21 protein-coding genes and 1 pseudogene are annotated in these 17802 nt (G+C 53.2%); 8 read left to right on the top strand and 14 right to left on the bottom strand.

What is annotated here, in order from left to right:
• Positions 1 to 360: 360 nt before the first annotated feature.
• The 10 genes from tsaD to L6H65_RS24940 form a co-directional block, all read right to left on the bottom strand.
• A complete protein-coding gene (gene tsaD / locus L6H65_RS24985) occupies positions 361 to 1392 on the bottom strand; it encodes a tRNA (adenosine(37)-N6)-threonylcarbamoyltransferase complex transferase subunit TsaD (protein ID WP_236346963.1) in 1032 nt (343 codons plus the stop codon).
• Positions 1376 to 1876 carry a ribosomal protein S18-alanine N-acetyltransferase gene (rimI, locus tag L6H65_RS24980; protein WP_236346960.1) on the bottom strand — a complete coding sequence of 167 codons (501 nt, stop codon included), beginning with the start codon at positions 1874 to 1876 and terminating at the stop codon, positions 1376 to 1378. The genes tsaD and rimI overlap by 17 nt, the downstream gene beginning before the upstream one ends.
• Positions 1873 to 2727 (bottom strand): tRNA (adenosine(37)-N6)-threonylcarbamoyltransferase complex dimerization subunit type 1 TsaB, encoded by an 855-nt coding sequence (gene tsaB, locus L6H65_RS24975; RefSeq protein WP_236346957.1) that lies wholly within the window; start codon positions 2725 to 2727, stop codon positions 1873 to 1875. Before tsaB ends, rimI begins: the two co-directional genes overlap by 4 nt.
• Entirely contained in the window at positions 2724 to 3218 is a 495-nt protein-coding gene (tsaE, locus tag L6H65_RS24970; protein WP_236346953.1) for a tRNA (adenosine(37)-N6)-threonylcarbamoyltransferase complex ATPase subunit type 1 TsaE, read from the bottom strand. Before tsaE ends, tsaB begins: the two co-directional genes overlap by 4 nt.
• A gap of 87 nt (positions 3219 to 3305) precedes the next feature.
• Positions 3306 to 4364, bottom strand: a complete 1059-nt coding sequence (gene thiL / locus L6H65_RS24965) for a thiamine-phosphate kinase (protein ID WP_236346973.1) — start codon at positions 4362 to 4364, stop codon at positions 3306 to 3308.
• Between the two features lie 477 nt (positions 4365 to 4841).
• Complete coding sequence (locus L6H65_RS24960; protein WP_236346950.1) at positions 4842 to 5708, bottom strand: YitT family protein; 867 nt, start codon at positions 5706 to 5708, stop codon at positions 4842 to 4844.
• 170 nt (positions 5709 to 5878) lie between these two features.
• Complete coding sequence (locus L6H65_RS24955) at positions 5879 to 6559, bottom strand: serine/threonine protein kinase (RefSeq protein WP_236346948.1); 681 nt, start codon at positions 6557 to 6559, stop codon at positions 5879 to 5881.
• 150 nt (positions 6560 to 6709) lie between these two features.
• Positions 6710 to 6865, bottom strand: coding sequence for a hypothetical protein (locus L6H65_RS24950; RefSeq protein ID WP_236346976.1), 156 nt, complete (start codon positions 6863 to 6865; stop codon positions 6710 to 6712).
• 276 nt (positions 6866 to 7141) lie between these two features.
• Entirely contained in the window at positions 7142 to 7336 is a 195-nt protein-coding gene (locus L6H65_RS24945; RefSeq protein ID WP_236346945.1) for an H-type small acid-soluble spore protein, read from the bottom strand.
• Positions 7337 to 7353: 17 nt separating this feature from the next.
• Positions 7354 to 7572, bottom strand: a complete 219-nt coding sequence (locus L6H65_RS24940) for a hypothetical protein (RefSeq protein ID WP_236346942.1) — start codon at positions 7570 to 7572, stop codon at positions 7354 to 7356.
• A 136-nt stretch (positions 7573 to 7708) separates the two neighbouring features.
• Here L6H65_RS24940 and ku point away from each other — a divergent pair.
• From ku to ligD, 3 genes and pseudogenes are all read left to right on the top strand, one after another.
• Positions 7709 to 8494: pseudogene (ku, locus tag L6H65_RS24935) on the top strand (non-homologous end joining protein Ku); the annotation flags it as partial.
• Between the two features lie 343 nt (positions 8495 to 8837).
• Positions 8838 to 10043 carry an ATP-dependent DNA ligase gene (locus L6H65_RS24930; protein ID WP_236346936.1) on the top strand — a complete coding sequence of 402 codons (1206 nt, stop codon included), beginning with the start codon at positions 8838 to 8840 and terminating at the stop codon, positions 10041 to 10043.
• Positions 10040 to 10939 carry a non-homologous end-joining DNA ligase gene (gene ligD / locus L6H65_RS24925; protein WP_236346934.1) on the top strand — a complete coding sequence of 300 codons (900 nt, stop codon included), beginning with the start codon at positions 10040 to 10042 and terminating at the stop codon, positions 10937 to 10939. Before L6H65_RS24930 ends, ligD begins: the two co-directional genes overlap by 4 nt.
• Positions 10940 to 11571: 632 nt before the next feature.
• Here the strand turns inward: ligD and L6H65_RS24920 are convergent.
• A complete protein-coding gene (locus L6H65_RS24920; RefSeq protein ID WP_236346931.1) occupies positions 11572 to 12129 on the bottom strand; it encodes a general stress protein in 558 nt (185 codons plus the stop codon).
• Between the two features lie 282 nt (positions 12130 to 12411).
• Between L6H65_RS24920 and L6H65_RS24915 the strand changes: the two genes are divergently transcribed.
• The 4 genes from L6H65_RS24915 (at position 12412) to L6H65_RS24900 (ending at position 15410) form a co-directional block, all read left to right on the top strand.
• Positions 12412 to 12744 carry an STAS domain-containing protein gene (locus L6H65_RS24915; RefSeq protein WP_236346928.1) on the top strand — a complete coding sequence of 111 codons (333 nt, stop codon included), beginning with the start codon at positions 12412 to 12414 and terminating at the stop codon, positions 12742 to 12744.
• A 28-nt stretch (positions 12745 to 12772) separates the two neighbouring features.
• Positions 12773 to 13252, top strand: coding sequence for an anti-sigma B factor RsbW (rsbW, locus tag L6H65_RS24910; RefSeq protein WP_236346925.1), 480 nt, complete (start codon positions 12773 to 12775; stop codon positions 13250 to 13252).
• Positions 13249 to 14043: a sigma-70 family RNA polymerase sigma factor gene (locus tag L6H65_RS24905; RefSeq protein ID WP_236346922.1), complete on the top strand. Its 795-nt coding sequence runs from the start codon at positions 13249 to 13251 to the stop codon at positions 14041 to 14043. Before rsbW ends, L6H65_RS24905 begins: the two co-directional genes overlap by 4 nt.
• 191 nt (positions 14044 to 14234) lie before the next feature.
• A complete protein-coding gene (locus L6H65_RS24900) occupies positions 14235 to 15410 on the top strand; it encodes a magnesium transporter CorA family protein (protein WP_236346919.1) in 1176 nt (391 codons plus the stop codon).
• 48 nt (positions 15411 to 15458) lie between these two features.
• On the opposite strand, the gene L6H65_RS24895 is transcribed toward L6H65_RS24900, so the two are convergent.
• From L6H65_RS24895 to L6H65_RS24885, 3 genes are all read right to left on the bottom strand, one after another.
• Positions 15459 to 16628, bottom strand: a complete 1170-nt coding sequence (locus L6H65_RS24895) for a PP2C family protein-serine/threonine phosphatase (RefSeq protein ID WP_236346916.1) — start codon at positions 16626 to 16628, stop codon at positions 15459 to 15461.
• 140 nt (positions 16629 to 16768) lie between these two features.
• The gene (locus tag L6H65_RS24890; protein WP_236346913.1) at positions 16769 to 17374 is read right to left on the bottom strand and encodes a DUF948 domain-containing protein; all 606 of its coding nucleotides are present in this window, start codon (positions 17372 to 17374) and stop codon (positions 16769 to 16771) included.
• A 24-nt stretch (positions 17375 to 17398) separates the two neighbouring features.
• A complete protein-coding gene (locus L6H65_RS24885) occupies positions 17399 to 17539 on the bottom strand; it encodes a hypothetical protein (RefSeq protein WP_236346910.1) in 141 nt (46 codons plus the stop codon).
• A gap of 79 nt (positions 17540 to 17618) precedes the next feature.
• Here L6H65_RS24885 and L6H65_RS24880 point away from each other — a divergent pair, with 79 nt between their 5' ends.
• The gene (locus L6H65_RS24880; protein ID WP_236346971.1) at positions 17619 to 17783 is read left to right on the top strand and encodes a DUF1328 domain-containing protein; all 165 of its coding nucleotides are present in this window, start codon (positions 17619 to 17621) and stop codon (positions 17781 to 17783) included.
• Positions 17784 to 17802: the final 19 nt, after the last annotated feature.

Below are 17802 nucleotides of genomic sequence, written 5' to 3'. Positions count from 1 at the left end.
AAACAGAAGCATTTTCGAGGAAACATGATGTTTTATTCAAAAAACAAACCATTTTGAATGAATATAAAGAAACCCCACATTAGATAACATGGGGTTTGTAAACGAATTAATCGACAGTCTCTTTTTCAGCGTTACAGCACACCTTGCTCCGCTTTTCCGCGCTGTAACGCGGTTTTTCCGCCTTATGGAGATGGCCGAAGAGCATTCTGCGATGCCTTGTCATCTGTAAAATGGCTCCCTCTGGCCACTTTTACTGTATTTTTGCAATAGCGAAAGGTGCAAGCAACGGTTGAAGCAGCTTACAGCGGGAGAATATCCCTCTAACTTTCTCATCAGCCTGAGCTTAACCTTTTCGACGGCTTAGCGTGCAACCGACCATTCCTCTAACGACAGCACAGGCTCCGCTTTCATATTCAACGTGCTAAACTCGCCGTGCTTGAACTTCAGATGGGCGGCAGCGCCAATCATCGCCGCATTGTCTGTACAGAGAGACAGCGGCGGCACGAGAAGCGGAATACCTTCTGCTTCGCAGCGGGCAGCGAGCGCAGCGCGAAGTCCTCGGTTGGCGGCAACACCGCCGCACAGCAGCAATTGCTGCGCTCCCTCAGCGTGTACGGCACGAAGCGCCTTGGTCACGAGCACATCGATGACCGATGCTTGGAACCCTCTGGCGAGCGCCGATTCATCAAGCTGCTGACCGCGCATATTCGCTTGATTAATGACAGACAGCACAGCAGATTTTAATCCGCTAAAGCTGAAATCATAGGAATCCGGCTCCAGCCATGCACGCGGCAGCATAATCTCTTCCTCCGCTTCAACTGCCAGTCGGTCGATATGCGGCCCGCCGGGATATGGAAGGTGAAGCGCCCGTGCAACTTTGTCATAGGCTTCCCCCACCGCATCGTCGCGCGTGCATCCGATAATGCGGAAGCTGCCCTCGCTTTCCAGAGCGACAAGCTCTGTATGCCCGCCGGAGACAACCAATGCTACGCTGGGATATTTAATCTCGTGAACCAATTGGTTCGCATAGATGTGACCGGCGATATGATGCGTGGCGATAAGCGGCAGATCAAGCGCCATTGCCAGGCTTTTGGCTGCTACGACACCGACCAGCAGCGCCCCCACCAGACCCGGCCCTTGTGTAACGGCAATCGCCGACAGATCGCCAAGCGATACGCCAGCCTCGACGATCGCCTGCTCTATGAGGATAGTAATGCTCTCAACATGCTTGCGCGAGGCAATCTCCGGCACAACGCCTCCGAACTGTACATGTGTCTCAATCTGACTGGCGATGAGGTTCGTCAGAATTTCACGGCCGCCTCGTACAATGGAGACAGATGTCTCATCACAGCTCGTCTCAATGGCTAAAATCAATTCATTCCTCGTCGTCATTGCTGCTCCCCGCCTCAGGTATGGATAGCTCCGCCCACATAATGAGCGCGTCCTCCTGATTGTCCGAATAATAGCCCGGCCGGACTCCGGCTTCTTCAAAGCCCAGCTTGCGATACAGCCCCTTCGCGACCTCGTTGCTCGCTCGCACCTCCAGAGTCATGCGTACTGCCCCGAAGTAAATAGCCAGCTTCTGCATCTCGGTAAGGAGAGCTTCTCCTATCCCTTGGCCGCGATAGTCTCCGCGAATAGCGATGTTCGTAATATGCGCTTCATCTATAATAACCCACATGCCGCCATAACCAATGATTCGCCCCTCATGGACGATGACCATATAACGGGCAAAATGATTGTTGGTCAGCTCATTTCGGAATGCCTCCTCCGTCCAGGGGCAAGAGAACGCTTCCTGCTCAATCTCCAAAATTTCAGGCACATCCACAAGTGTCATCGCACGATAAACGAGGCGATCCTTTTCCAGCTCTATCATGAGTTCACCTCGCCTGCCTGCTTCGCAAGCAGCTTCGCTTCCGCTTCCGTTACTTGCGTGTAATTAGGCACAAAGGCGTGCACATCATCGCGTTCTCCATTGGCAAGCCGCATCGAACCAAGCGCAGCGAGAGAAACCCCTTCCAACGCATACGGATACAGCCGAACATCGCATGAGGGCTCTAATCGTTCACAAATCTCACGCAGCCGTTCCCCTTCCGCTTCGTGAAGCGACAAATCGCCTACGATCCATATACGGACAGGTGCATCCCCATCCCCTTCCCCTTCCCCGTCACCCGAGGAAGCGCTCAGCTCAGCTAGCTGATCCACCCATTCCCGCATCAGACGGATACCGTCCACAGACAGCCGGCTCCACTCTCCATCCTCACTGCAGCGGAATGCAGACGTATAGACCTGTCCACGCCGCGCATCCATGATCGGAACGAACCAGTCGGTTCCGCCGGTGGAAGGCTGCAATGCGGCTTCTTGCTTGCTCGCCTGACATGCGCCATAAGCCAGCGCCTCAAGGCTGGAAATACCAACGAGCGGTTTATTCCATATCCAGGCAAGCGTTTTGCCAATCGTAACGGCGATCCGCATGCCGGTATAAGAGCCGGGACCACGCCCTACTGCTATGCCATCCAGCTCATCCGATGCAACTCCGCATTCCAGCATGAGCGTCTTCAGCTGCGCGACGGTCAATACGGAATGATTGCGTTCGGCAAGCGACTGAATGGCGCCAAGCGTCACGCCATCCCGCACGAGCGCAGCCGCAAGCGCAGCTGTTGATGTATCCAAGGCCAGCACTAGCGGACCGCTCTTCTGATCGGTTTCTACCTTGGCTTCCATCATTCGCGCTCCACTCCCTTCGCACGCAACTGAAGCTGCTGACACCACTGCACGTAAGGAGCACCGATTCCGGTAATGACGATGCGGCGGGCTTCCTCGCCCTGATTCTCGATATATAGTTGCAGCCGTTCCGGCGGAAGCAGCACCTCAATAAGGCTGGCCCATTCTACAATCGACACACCCGACTCGTAGAAATAATCGTCTAATCCCAGCTCGTCCGCTTCCATCAGCGACAGCCGATAGACATCCATATGATAGAGCGGCAGCTCCGTACCCTCATATTCTTTTATAATCGTAAATGTTGGACTATTCACAATCCCCTGCACACCGATCGCAGCGGCAAAAGCTTGCGAAAACCTCGTCTTGCCTGCGCCAAGATCGCCATCAAGCGCAAGGACGGCTCCCGGCATTGCCCATGAGGCAAGCAGCTCCGCCAGTTCAATCGTATCCTGCTCGCTTGACGCCATCCAGACAGCATGTTCTGTTTGTATCATTTCCATTCCACCTATATTGTTATAAGAGCCCGAGAGACCCGCTTTGAGCACGAGACGACTCGCTTGAGCCCGAAAGACCCGCCATTTTCATTCAAAATGGTTGTAGCCCCGCTTCGCGAGGGAGACTCGGCGTTCCTTAGCCGCCGCTTGCGACCATCCGCTATGCGGCCCTTCTTGTATCAATTCGACGCCGGCGTTGCCTTCCTCGACCGTGCCGATCATATACATCGGCAGTCCTTCAGCAGCAAGCGCTGCCTTGGCCTCAGCTGCATCCTTGGCTGCAATTGTGCCGAGCAGCACGTAGTCTTCGCCGCCATAGAGCATCCACTCCAGCGGCGCAATGCCGCTCCGGCGCGCGTAAGCAGCCATACTGCCGCTCAGCGGAAGCTGTGATTCGCGCAGCGCGAGCTTGACGCCGGAGCTCTCGGCGATTTCCCAAGCTTCGCTTGCAAGGCCGTCGCTGACGTCATTCAGCGACGTGACCGTGCCGCGCGCGGCAAGCATGCGCGCGGCGCGCACGGACGGCGCCGGGCGGCGGTGCGCCTGCACCAGCGCCGCCGTGCCGGCGGCCTCCGCCGCGGCCAGCGGCACGCACTGCTCGCCGCCGCCCGCTGCGGCGAGCAAAAAATGCAGACCGGCCGCGGCCATGCCGATCGGCCCGGTCACAAACACGGCGTCGCCGGGCATTGCGCCCGACCGGCGAACCGCCTTGCCCGCCGTGACGGTGCCAACCACCGTCACGGCCACAACAAGCTGCGCGGGCGACGAAGTCGTGTCGCCGCCAACAACCGCGACGCCGTAGCGCTCGGCGCACGCGTACAGCCCGTCATAGAGCCGGCGAATACGCGCCGGCTCCCAAGCCCGCGGCACGCTCACAGACACGAGCGCGTGCCGGGGCACACCGCCCATCGCCGCGATATCGCTCACGTTCGCGGCCAGCGCCTTCCAGCCGACATCGGCCTCCGCCATCGTCGCTGCATTGAAGTGGACAGTCTCCACCATCGTGTCGACTGCCAGCACCCACTGCAGGGCGCCGCTCTCACCTCGCGGCGCCTCCACCACGGCGGCATCATCACCGATGCCGAGCACAACCCCCTGCTCCTTAAGCCACTGCCCGCTCTGGCGGCTATCCGTCCAATGGCGTATGCTCGCGAACTCGTCCAGCTCTACCGCCTCCCATCACAATTTGACAGCGTACCATTCCGCCGCCAAGCTCACATCCAGCTTGCAGCGCCCGATTGAGCGGTCATCCATCCATTCTGCACCGCACAGCTCCCGGCGCGGCAGCTGTCTTTCCCCACCGCGCAGCGCGCATCTCCAAGCGCGCGGTGGGGCGGTGCGGGAGTTACCACACGCACCACTTCACTGCTCTTTTCGCTATATCATCATTAACGCAGCGCTTCACTGCTTCTTTTTCGCTATATCGTCATTAACGCAGCCCTGAACCGGCCTCAGCTCCGCCAATTATGCAACGATTATCGTTAAATATGAATGACCTTATTATATCGGTCAGTATCCGCACTCGCAACAAAAGCGGGCAAGACCGCTCCGAAAGAGCAATCCTACCCGCTTGTTCATGTCTATCCAACGGAAAGCCTTGTCGCTGCAGCGGTGATCAATCAGCTAATGAATATCCCGCTTCTTGAAGCGTCCGCCCTTCACATCGTGTATGTTGCCGACCGCCAGGAATGCTGAGGGATCAAGCTCGTGCACAATCGACTTGAGCTTCGCTTCCTCCAGACGGGTTATGACGCAGAAGATCACCCGCTTCGTTCCGCCAGTAAAGCCGCCTTCGCCATGCAAATAAGTAACGCCGCGACCAAGCCGGCTCATAATGGCATCTCCGACTTCCTTCGCGTCATCGCTAATAATCCAGACCGATTTCGACTCGTCGAAGCCTTCAATGGTGATATCGATCATCTTGAATGCAATGTAGTAGGCAATAAGCGAATACATCGCGCTATCCCAGGAGAAGACAAAGCCTGCGCTTCCCAGAATGAAGAGATTGATGAACATGACAATCTCGCCTACGGAGAAAGGAAGCTTCTTCGTGAACAGGATGGCCACAATCTCAGTTCCGTCAAGCGAGCCGCCGAAGCGAATCACAAGGCCGACGCCTATCCCCAGCAGTACGCCCCCGATGACCGGAGCCAGAAAAATACTGTACGTAAGCGGATCAACAGAATGCAGCAGCTGCGTTCCGATTGACATCACCGTTACGCCGTACAGCGTCGATAACGCGAACGTCTTGCCGATCTGCTTGTAGCCCAGCACCAGAAAGGGCAGGTTCAGCAGGAACAGGAACATACCGAGAGGCAAACCTGTAAGCTTGGAGACAATAATGGATACACCGACGATACCGCCGTCAATAATATCGTTAGGCACGAGGAAAATTTCCAACGCAACAGCTACAAGTGATGCCCCGAGCGTTAAGAAGATAATACGTTTAATGATTTCAAGCTTGGATAGTTTATAATGTTGTTTAGCCATTCTTCCCCTCCACCCGTTCAAATTCCATCATATACTTCCATTATAAATGTATTCTAAGCAAATTCCAAATTAAAAACGATATTATCGCAATTTATCTACCCTCTATGTTTGTTTTCCATCCATTATCATCAAAATATTTCACCATAGCAGTACGTTAAAGAGCTGCTCTATTATTTCCCTGTCCATTTGAACAACTGGCTAACCCGCTGCGAGAACTCCTCCAGACTAAAGTTGGCCTGATCGGCGCGATTGTACCATTTGCGGATCGTCCCAAGCGCCCATGACGGGATTTTGACCCCTTCCAGATGACTGTAAAAATTGTTGTAGGCCCATACCAGATGATCCCACCGATGATCATTGCCTTCCTTTATGTATTCAGATACGTCGATCACTTTGGCCCTGCCATCCTGCAGCAGCACATTTTTCAGATGGATGTCCCTTGGGTTCAGGCCCCGCTCCACGACAAGCTTCTTCGCTTCCTCGACGTCAGCAATGACCTGCCTGGGAACAGATACACCATGTACAAGACAATCATGCAGCGTGATCCCGCCCTCGAAGCTGATAACGATAAAATTAGCTCCATGTCCAAAATATTGCGGATGATAAGGCGAACCAACCAGCCTTTCATAGACGCTTTTCTCCGCTTCCAGCTTCTCTATCGCATGAGGCGAATAGACCTTGAACGCATACTTAGGCACAGGTTCGTAGGAAAACACCGCAGCATCTGTACCGATTCCAATACAATGAAGGCCCTCTGTCAGACCTTTGATGGCAACAGGATCGTTGTTAGCATTCCCTTTCACCTCAATACAACTCAACGCTTCCCCGGCATGCTCCCAATTCTCGCTCATCATCATTCCCCCATCGCAACTGAACCTACTCTATAAATATTACTTTAAATTCCAAAAAAATGCCCACCCGATTTCCCCCGAGTGGACATTCCTATATGCAGTCAGCAGCAGCCGAACATCATGACAATACTCGCGGCCTTCGGCGGTTTATTAAATCTTAGGCAGCACATATTCAACGAGGAAATACAGCGCTCCGAAAAAGATAATGATATAGGCCGCATATTTAATAAAAGTAGCCGCTACATGGCTGGGATCGGACTTTTTCTCCACATGGCGTTCTTCGATATCGACATTGCGTTGAACCATAATAATCCTCTCCTCTACAATATTCGTTTTCACTATAATAAGTAGATCGAAAGAAAGAACAACAGAGCGGAGCAGGGAATGTTTCTGGAGAAGCGTCAGCGCTCGTAAGAACATTCCCCGGCGCAGCGACCCTTTGTCCCTTTCAATCATTCAACTTATATAGATCATCATGCTCTTTTTTACCCCCCAGCCTCTTGGCTCAAACAAATACACGCCGGCTAACAGCAATAACCCCGCCGAGCTCTGCGCTCACAGCGGGGTTACTGACCGGCTTATTCAGGCATCATAGCCTTTGCCCTCTTGAAGACGGTCGATGGATACGGTCATCGTATTCAGCGGATTGGATTCGACCTGTACCGTAGCCATCCCATTGCCTTCATCCACATTCTCGATCCATACCGGCTTGCCTTCGAGATGAACCGCAATCGTATCCTTCGATTCATAAATTTGTTGGGCTCGTTCGGTTTTCATGGCGGGCTGCAGCTCCTTTACGTCTCTTGCGCTTCTGTCTCCGTCTGTATCGCACCTGTCTCAGGGATCATCGTCTCGGTCGTCGTCGCTTCGATCATTCCGTTATGCAGCGTAACCTGCCCTCCGCCCAAGCCTTCATTAACCATACGGTCAATGTCCATAAAATAATCATCACGGCCTTCATGCCGCCTATCATCGTTATTGCTTCCAGTCGGCGTACTGCTGACTCCACTCATGGTCTATCCTCCCCTCTATTGCTCAGATGGTATCGTGTTCACCCAAAAATATGCCCGATTCGATTGTCTTTCATGCATTCAGGGAATACTGGCATCATAGCCTGATACATAGAACGTTTTGAAGGAGGTTAACAACATGCATACAGTTTGGAAAGGCGCAATTAGCTTTGGACTGGTTCATGTGCCTGTTAAAATGTTTTCCGCTACGGAGGATAAAGACATATCGATGCGCCTCATCCATCGCGAATGCGGAAGTCCTGTTGCTTATGTCCGCAAATGCCAGACCTGTGAGACCGATATCGGATGGGATGACATTATAAAGGGCTACGAATATGAGAAGGGCCATTTCGTCCTCTTCGAGAAAGAAGAGCTGGAGCAGTTGAGCGATGACGCAACCAAAACCATTACCATACTCGATTTTGTCGATCTGGAGGAAATTGATCCTATCTATTTTCAGAAAACCTACTACCTCTCCCCAGACCAAGCGGGCGGGAACGCCTATAATCTGCTACTGGAAGCTATGCGCCAGTCGGGGCGCATCGGTATAGCGAAGGTGTCCATCCGCTCCAAAAGCTCGCTTGCAGCCATTCGTGTTATCGGGGATTGCATCGCTATGGAGACGATCTTCTATCCCGATGAAATCCGGTCCGTCGGACAGGTTCCCGGCTTGCCGGAGGGACATATTGTCAATGAGAAGGAGCTCACGATGGCCCGCATGCTGATCGAACAGCTCTCCACGCCGTTCGAGCCAGCCAAATATACAGACGACTACCGCGTGCGGTTAATGGACCTCATTCAGCATAAAATCGCTGGAGAAGAAGTGCGGGTCGCGCCAGAGCAGCAGCGCACGAATGTGCTGGACTTGATGGCAGCCCTGCAAGCCAGTCTCGAAGCCGTCCGGTTGCCCCCAGGCACACCAGGCAGCTTCGATACCGGCGGGGGAAGCAGCACCGCAAACAATCCAGCAGCAGGGGCCGAAGCAGCTGGCAGCATTGCTGACGGCGCGGCTGGAAGCGCGGCCGGTGGCGTGGCTCGCGGCACGGCTGGTGACGTGGCTCGCGGCACGGCTGGAAGCGCGACCGGTGGCGGCGCGGCTGGCAGCACAGCTGGTGGCACGGCTGGCGGCGCAGCTGGCAGCACAGGTAGTGTCGGCAGTGTCGGCAGCGCCGCCGCATCAGCCGATGGAAAGACTCAGGAACCTAAAGCTAGAGTTCCGCGACCGCGCAAGGCGAAGGGCAGCTCCTCGCAGGAGACAGTATCCTAGCATGAGCCAGCAGCAGAAGAACCCCCATGTCTCCCCGAATAACTTGTCTAGCAGAGAGGGTGAGGCTGACAACAGCCTCGCCCTCTCCGCTTTAACTATTCAGCTGCCCGAGCATCCTATGGCTCCCATCACAATTAACGAGCTGCCTAGAGGTGACGACTGGGGCTATCAGCTCAAATGGGACGGCGTGCGAATACTTGCTCGAATAGAGGGCAGTGCATCTGGTCGACCGTCGTCATGCAGCACCGTGCCGCGCGCCGGGAGCAGCGCCGATATACAGCTTTATTCACGCAATATGCTGGTGAAGAACGCCATCTATCCGGAGGTAGTCAGCCTTCTGTCATCCCTATCCAGTGATCATGACAGCTGTCTTCTCGACGGAGAGGTCGTATGGTGGGACGGTGAGCGTCCTAAATTTCAACAGGTGCTGAAGCGCGAGCGTTCCAGAGGCGGGCATAATACGTCCTCCCCTCAACTGCGGCCTGATGTGGCTGACAGCCATCATACAGCGTCGAACCGCGCACTGGAAGCTGCGCGCGGTTCGGCATCCGTAGATAGCTCCCAATCAGAACCGCAGTCCCTCTCTTCCACATCCGCAGGAGCAGGCGGAATTGTCTACGTGCTGTTCGACCTCTTGGCCGATGAGGCGGGCGATCTTAGACATCTGCCTTATTGGGAGCGTTATCAACGCTTAAAGCAGCGATACAGCAATAATGATCCAAGACTTATCATTACAGATCTGTTCCTGGATGGAGAGGCATTATGGAAATGGGTGGAGAGCAACGGATGGGAGGGTGTCGTCAGCAAGCGGCTGTCTAGTCCGTACCGCGAGGGAAAAAAGCACCGCGACTGGTTCAAGAAGAAAACCGCTCTTGCCATCGATGTCGACATCGTTGGACTCAAATTGCGCAACGGTGGAATAGCCAGTCTTATAATGGCCTATAACGGCCAATATTTCGGAAGCGTTTCGTTGGGATTGAACGAAGAGCTGCGCCGGACGATAGCCGCCGCCTTTCGCAGCTTGCAGCCGGAGTCGGTTGGGGGCCGCTGTCCCTTTCCTGCTATTCCAGACGATCTCAAGCGCGAGACCATACAATGGCTGCCTATGTCCTTCAAATGCCGCGTAACCGGTTTAGAGATTACAGCCGCAGGCCAGCTGCGCCACCCCAAGCTAGTTACATTCCTGCCCAAGGAGTCGCCTTCATGAGCCGAAGCGTGAAAGGCACTATCGTTGTGGAGGGCCAAGAGCTGACAATCAGCAATCCGAACAAGCTGTTATGGCCCCAGATGGGCATAACGAAGGCGGACTATTTACAGCGTCTTGCCGCTCTCGCCCCCTTGCTGCTGAAGTATTGCAATGATCGATATTTGACCACAATTCGCTATCCCGACGGCGTGGAAGGCAAGTCATTTTATCAGAAAAACTGTCCTTTGCCGGCTCCCGCCTTCGTCCACACTTCGGATCATGACGGCATTTCTTATGTGGAGCCTGACTCTCTCCCTGTCCTGCTCTGGCTCGGGAATTTGGCGTGTCTGGAGTTTCATGCTTCGTTCGACCGCATCAGCAATCCGGCCTATCCGACAGAATGGGTGATCGATCTGGATCCCACCCTACCGGAGGAGCCTCGCATAATGGAAGCGGCGGCAATGGTAGGCGACCTGCTCCAATCACTCGGCATTGCAAGCATTCCCAAGACATCTGGAGCAACCGGAGTACAGATTATCGTCCCGCTGCTTCCTGAGCTTACATTCGATGAGCTTCGTCAAATCGGTGAATTCGTCGGCTCCTACATGGCTGATAAATTTCCGTCACAGTTTACTATCGAACGTCTGACCAAGCATCGCGGGGATCGAATCTATGTCGATTATTTGCAGCATTATCAGGGTAAAACGATCATCGCTCCCTACTCGCCAAGAGCCCGCAGAGGCGCCACCGTCTCCACCCCGCTTCATTGGAGCGAGGTGCGGGCGAATGCCGCGATTACAGATTTTCATCTGCTTAACATCGAAACCCGCTTGCAGAAGGAAGGTGATCTGCTGCAACTGGCAGAGCCCCAATCACTTCGTGCGATTCTGGCCTTTATTCAATCCAGCAAGCGCTAATCGCTGCCGCAGGTATAGATGAAGAGGCCGCGAGAGCCGGCATGTAGACGTGAGAGCCTACAAGCGGCTGCTAGTGGTCGGCCGTAATCATGCAACGCGGCACCTTCCATCCGCTCGCATGCCTGTAAGAAGATTTTCCACGCTTTCGCGGCTGATCATGCTTTTTCAGCGTGCTATAAGCGTGTTTTTCACGCTTTCAGTCTCAAAAGGTAATTGCTTCTAATTTCTTCTAAATTGGTTTTGATTGGTTTTGATTGGTTCTATGGATGGGTGGGGATTGTTGAGAGAGGGCTTGTGAGTCGGCATTAATTCATTCAAATTTGTTAAAGGCTTTTGAAAAAGGTACAATTTCAAAATCGGCAGTTGACATTACTTGCGAACATAGCGGAGGGTCGGAGGGATTCTGAAGAAACGATAGAGTTCGCCTTTAAAGCCTGATTTCAACCTATAATCAACTTACAATTAAGAAATCGGGCTTTAACAGCGATCGGAAGAACCCTCCGAACCCGTAGCGCCTCAATACGGCAACCGTTTATTTTGCTTTTGCGCCTATAAAAAAGCACACAAAAGCCGTCAGTCCCACTTTGCGCATGGTTCTGACGGCATCAGCCAATTGCTTACCTATAGCTTACCTATAGAATGCGTACTGCGCCGCAGTGTCGATACACCGCTTCAACAATTCCGTTCCTCGTTAAATCCGGACCTCCGTTGCCGATCCCTGTGCTGTCACCCATATCGACCCCAACTACATAGTCCCCGCCGGCAATGGCGTCCTTGCACTGGCTCGCTTGATTGCCCTTCAGCCCTAAAGCAATGAGCGCTTCCTCCATATTGCTGTTTTCATTGATCCCGACTCTTCCAGCGAGCAGGTTCATACCTCCGTAAGGAGCGCCGCTGCCCATCATGCCAGCAGCGCCTGCTGCATATAATCCGCCGGGCGATTGTGTCATGGAGCCGGCAAGGAGTAATCCATCGGCCGCCGCATCGTTGACGGCTACTCCCTCTCTCGTCTCCACCAATTCTCGCAGCTCATCCGCATGAACATCCGTCTCTGCTTCGATCCGCCGCGAATGCTCGCCATCCTTGACCAGCACTTTAAGCTCATTCCGTGTGAAGCCTTCCTGCTCCAATGTGTCAATGGCATGAATGACCTGCTGCTCCGTCTCGAAAACACCAAGCTTGATCGCCATAGTAATAGCCTCCTAGTGTCGAATTTTTCTTTAAGCTTGTTATACCCTATTTCTGCAGCATTCAATCTGTAGCATTCAATCTGTAGCATTCAATCTGTAGCATTCAATCTGTAGCATTCAATCTGTAGCATTCAATCTGTAAATTTCAATCTGTAAAATTCAATCGACAATAAATAATCTGTTTCAAGCCGTGGCGGCACGGGTATACAATATTATTAGCGACCTGCTTACATAAGTAGTTCAAGCAATGACATCTTAACTTTGGTAACAGGAGAGGACTTTATGAATCAATCCGATAAACTATTTCTGCGAACCGAGAATAAAGAAGGCAAATGCACTGTTTTTGTCGGAGGAGAGCTGGATTTGGAATCGGCAGCGCAAATGCGGGCCGTCATGTCTCCGCTCATTGAGCTTTCCGATCGCGAGCTTACTCTCAATCTGCGGGAGCTCCGTTATGTGGACAGCACTGGAATCGGCATCCTCGTCTCTGTATTAAAGGCTCGACATGCCAAGAACGCGCCATTCGTTGTAGAAGCCGTGCCTCCGAATATTCGCAAACTATTCGACATGACGGGCATTACCCCATTTCTGCTCAAGCAAGCCGGGCAAGCATGATCGTCACGAAGAAAGGAACGAAAACGCCATGAAAGCGAACGAAGAAATCGTAACCCTTAAAGTACCAGCAGCCGCAGAATACATTGATCTGGTCAGATTAACGCTGTACGGACTCGCTGTAAAAATCGGATTCTCCTACGAGGAGATCGAAGATATGAAGGTCGCCGTATCGGAGGCCTGCAATAACGCTGTACTCTATGCCTATGGAGACCTGCCATCAGGCTCTACAGTATCCGCCCCGGATGTTGCGCCTCATATTGAGGTTCGCTTTATTAAGCAGACAGACGCGCTGTCCATCGTTGTGAAGGATGACGGCCGCAGCTTCGATGCAGCCGCTGCTGCACAGCGAGCAGAATCGCTGCACGGCAAGACAGTTGATGAACTGCAAGCTGGAGGCCTTGGACTCTATCTCATGCAAGCGTTGATGGATCAGGTGCAGGTTAACAGCGATGCAGGCACAGAGGTTGTCCTGACCAAACGACTGCTCAAGAGTGGTGAGCTGGCATGAGTCTGCACCCGGCCAAGCAGCAGCCGATATCCAGTACGGAGCTCATTCTGTCCTATCAGAATAACCCGAACAATGATACGGCCACTTTGCTTATTGAGCATTATGAGCCGATGGTTCGAATGGCGGCCGGAAAAATTTCTCGCAATCGTCCTGATTTATACGAAGATCTCATGCAGGTGGGACAGATTGCGTTACTTCGCCTGTTCCGTCAATTCGATGTAACACTCGGCGTCCAATTCGAACCCTATGCAATGAAAAGCATAATCGGTCATATGAAGAACTACCTAAGAGACAAATCATGGTATGTCCAAGTCCCTCGCCGCATCAAGGAAAAGGGAATCGCCGTCCAGCAAGCGGTAGACGAGCTCACCGTCAGGCTGGAGCGATCCCCCCGCGTTGAGGAAATTGCGGAATATATGGAGCTGTCCGTGGAGGAAACGACTGAGATTCTTGGCGGCCGAGAGCTGTATCACTATGTCTCGCTTGATACGCCAATCTCGGAGGAAGAGAATACGACAACGCTTGGCGATCTGATCGGATCTCCAGCCGACGACTTTGACACGCTCGACAAGAAGCTCGATCTGCAAGCAGCTATCTCGCAGCTGAAGCCTCAGGAGCAGCAGGTGCTTCTGCTCGTTTATGAAGAGGGGCTGCCTCAACGCACGATTGCCGAGCAGCTGGGTGTCTCGCAGATGAGCATTTCCCGAATTCAACGTCGCGCCATTGACAAGCTGAAGCATCTGCTCAGCGGCAATGCGGATGAACGGTCAGATTTCGACAGCAGCGTATAAGGTACAGACGTACGCATTTGAAAAACAGCGCAGGCATGCCCTACCGGACCCCTAATCCGGGAAGCGGCATGCTTTTTTGATAGTCCGCTGGCAGGTATTCTCCAATGGAGCAGTTGTGCAACTGCCCCGTTCGCGATATGATGGTAGCAATAAACGATAGCAGGATCGGTTTAGCAGGAGGATCTCAAATTATGATGCATCGAATGCTGCGATTTCCATCCAATTGGGAGTGGCATGTACTGCTTGAGCAGCGTCCGGCGACGACCGGATTAAGCCGCCGCCATAGAACAAGCGAGATGGATGCCAGCGCTGCTGCCGTCCATTTCGATGCACAGGGAGATCGCTTGGCGTCCATCCGCGCGATTAAAGGAGCCCACCCTGAGCTTGCAGGCTGGCTCGATGAATCGGAGAATTGCGAGCATAATCATATCGTCGTATCCGAGCTGCCGGGCGGCGAGCCCGTTCTTCATGGGACACTGCTGTATCAAGCCTCAGAGGAGCAGCAGGATGTAGTCCCGCTCCACTTCTGGATGACCACCGACACATTATTTACGATTCATACCGATCTGCGGCTGTCGATCAGGCTGCAGCTCGATCCGTGGGAAGAGAAGCTGAATCGCTGCAAGACGGCGCCGGAAGCGTTCTTCGTCATTCTCAGCGCGATTCTTGAGACTTTCCATACTGGGCTCGATACATTCGAGAGACGGCTTGGAGAGCTGGAGCAGACCATGCGGCTAAGCAATGGCCGAGGCTTGATGAACCGTATTTTCGAACGACGATACGATCTCTTGCATTGGAATCATCTTTTCATTGCCATATATGAGGTGCATGGAGCAGCCAAGGAAGCGTTCATGGAGCCGCTGACAGAGCAAGAGGAGTTCAAGCGCATGGCATTCAAGCTGCAGCGCATTCAGGCGCTTCTTGATCAATACGCCATGGAAATTGATACCCTGCTCACAATGGATGACGCCATCTCGAATTTCCGCGGCAACGATATTATGAAGACGCTCACTATATTTACAGTTCTGCTATCACCAGCAACCGTTATTGGCGCAATGTGGGGGATGAATTTCGAGCTTATTCCATGGGCTAAGCAGCCTTGGGGATTCACAGCGATGTGCCTTCTGACCGTCATTATAACGCTGGGCATTTACTGGTGGCTAAGGCGTAAGGGCTGGACAGGCGATCTGCTCAATTCCAACGGCTCCAATAAGGAAGCAAGGAAGCGTTCCCGCCGAAGCAGCGCTCCAGCCGCTCAACCGCAACATCCAGGAACAGAGGACCATCCTTTAAGACGCAGCCGCACATCCTCATCGAAAACGGAAGATGAAACGGACGGCAACAAGGGGAATTCGCACATTGGATAAGGAAGAGAAGCTCTTCCGTATCCCGTGCGAATTCCCCTTTGTCGTCTTCTACTTGATATCAACCATCACGAGACAGCGGTCATCTGACCGACTGGATTCATTGCTCTCGACGAACAATGCTTCCTCCAGCTTCTCCCGTGATACACCGCTTCGGAACGCTTGGAGCGCTGACTTCAGCTGCTCCATCTGGTTCTCCTCGACATTGCCGACCAGGTCCAGGATGCCATCGGTCACAAGTACGATCCGATCACCGCTATGAACGGACAGCATATGCTTCTCCACCTCGATCTCGTCGAATATGCCGATAGCTACACCGCCTTGAGCGAATGTCTCGACGTCTCCGCCATCTCCACGAAGGAGAAATCCTGACGGATGACCCGCATTGACATACTCCACCGTCCCTTTATCGAGATCAACCAGCAAATATAACGCGGTAAAATAATACTGGATAAGCTGGTCCGCGAATTGCAGCTGTCCCGTGCGCCGGTTCAGCTCGCTGATTACACGTACAGGCTCGATCAGCTTCGTCATTGCATCCTTGAGGACAGATGCGATGAACATGCATACAAGCGATGAAGAAATGCCATGGCCCATCGCATCAATAACAGCAATGCCATATCGCCGGTCATCGATCCGATGCCACGCGTACAGATCGCCCGAAAGCTCATCTGATGGCTTGTAGATCGCATCAATCGCAATCCCTTCCTCCTGAAGGGGCTGCGGCAGCACCGCGCTCTGCACTTCACGGGCAAGCTGCAGCTCCTCCCTCACTCTCCGGTCGCGCTCCTTATGCCAATCCTTCTGTTCCTTGAGCCGCAGCGCCACTCTTATCCGTGCCAGCAGCTCAATTCGATTAATCGGTTTCGTCACATAATCAATTGCGCCGGCATCAAGCGCTTCCGCAAGCTTCTTGGAATCTCCGATTGCTGTAACCATGATGATCGGGATATCACGCAGGCGCTCCGAATTCTGAATCGCTTGACAGGCAGAAATTCCATCCACACCCGGCATCATCATATCGAGCAAAATCAAATCAATATCATGACAGCCATTATTGAGCGGCATCTCCTGCTCGCTGCCCTCGGAAGTCAGCCCAAGCAAGCCAAATAGCTCGATGCCGGAAGGCGCTGTCACAATATCGGTATAGCCCGCACGCTTTAAAATTTCCTGCACAACCGTAATATTCATCGGATTATCATCTACAACTGCAATACGCATCTTCCATCTCCTAGCCGAGCTTCTCTTATTCTTCTCACATTCTACTTCTAAATCCACTGCAGATACAACTTAAACCGACTAACGCCGTCCAGGGCGACGGCGCAGAGGTCACTTCTATTGTTCACAACATGCCATTAACGTTATCGTCTCGCAATCAATCTGGCGACATGCACGCCAGTCTCCATCCAATCCAGCCAGGCCGGCGCTTGGCGGGCAGCAGCTGTCTCCGCCATAACGATGGGATCTCCCCCTGCTGCACGACGCTCAACATGAACGTCAGTGCCGTATGCTTCCGCCAACGAAGCCGCATGCAGACTCCCCGGTTCCCCTTCATAGCTGGCTTCCACCGAAGAAGGATCATAAGAAGCCCGCTGCTTCGCTTCCTCAGCGCGTGCTGCTTCCTTCGCTTCAGCAGCTTCCTGCCGTCTGCGAAGCTTGGAGGTCCAGATCGACGAGAAGCCATGAGCAACACTTGCTACCTCATGCAGCGCTTCCCCCGCCTCCTTGACAGTCGCCATCAGCGGCTCCACCGCAGCAAGCTGGCTGTCAGCGCGATCAGCAATTCTGCGGGCGCTGCCTACAAGCTCAGCTACATCGCCCTTCCATGTGTGAATGGTCTGCTGCAGTTCAACAATCGTCTTGCTTGCTGCGTCTATCGATGTCTGAGCCTTGCGCAGCGTTTGCACCAATACAACTACGAGAACTGCTACCGACAAGCCAATTATGAGCATCGCCACATCCATCATTGTCATCCCTCCGCTAATTACAATTTACATAGCGCCTGACAGCCCGACCAGCGGGGCAATCATGCGTCTTGCTCTGTAATTCGTATACCCGCTGGAGCCTGCTTTGAATCCCTGTTTCAACGGCTCAGGCTCACGGTTAAAATCCGAACAAGCAGGACGGAACAACGCTCATCCTCCTACATCCGCTAACGGCAAGGAGAATGAGCATCCCGTCAAAACGTATAACGAAAGGAATGTGATGTCTATGTTACGCTGGGCTGCTATTTTCTTCATTATTGCCATTATTGCGGCAGTGTTCGGCTTCGGCAATATTGTCGAAAGCGCTGCGACAATTGCCAAGATCCTGTTTTTTGTCTTCTTGATTCTATTTATTATCTCCCTTATTACAGGACGAAGAAACACGCTATAGCTGGAGCCGCAATCATAAT

This window comes from Paenibacillus plantiphilus (genome assembly GCF_927798095.1).
Classification (GTDB): domain Bacteria; phylum Bacillota; class Bacilli; order Paenibacillales; family Paenibacillaceae; genus Paenibacillus_Z; species Paenibacillus_Z plantiphilus.
The sequence above is the reverse complement of the archived record's forward strand: the minus strand, read 5'-3'. Positions and strand labels throughout refer to the sequence as shown.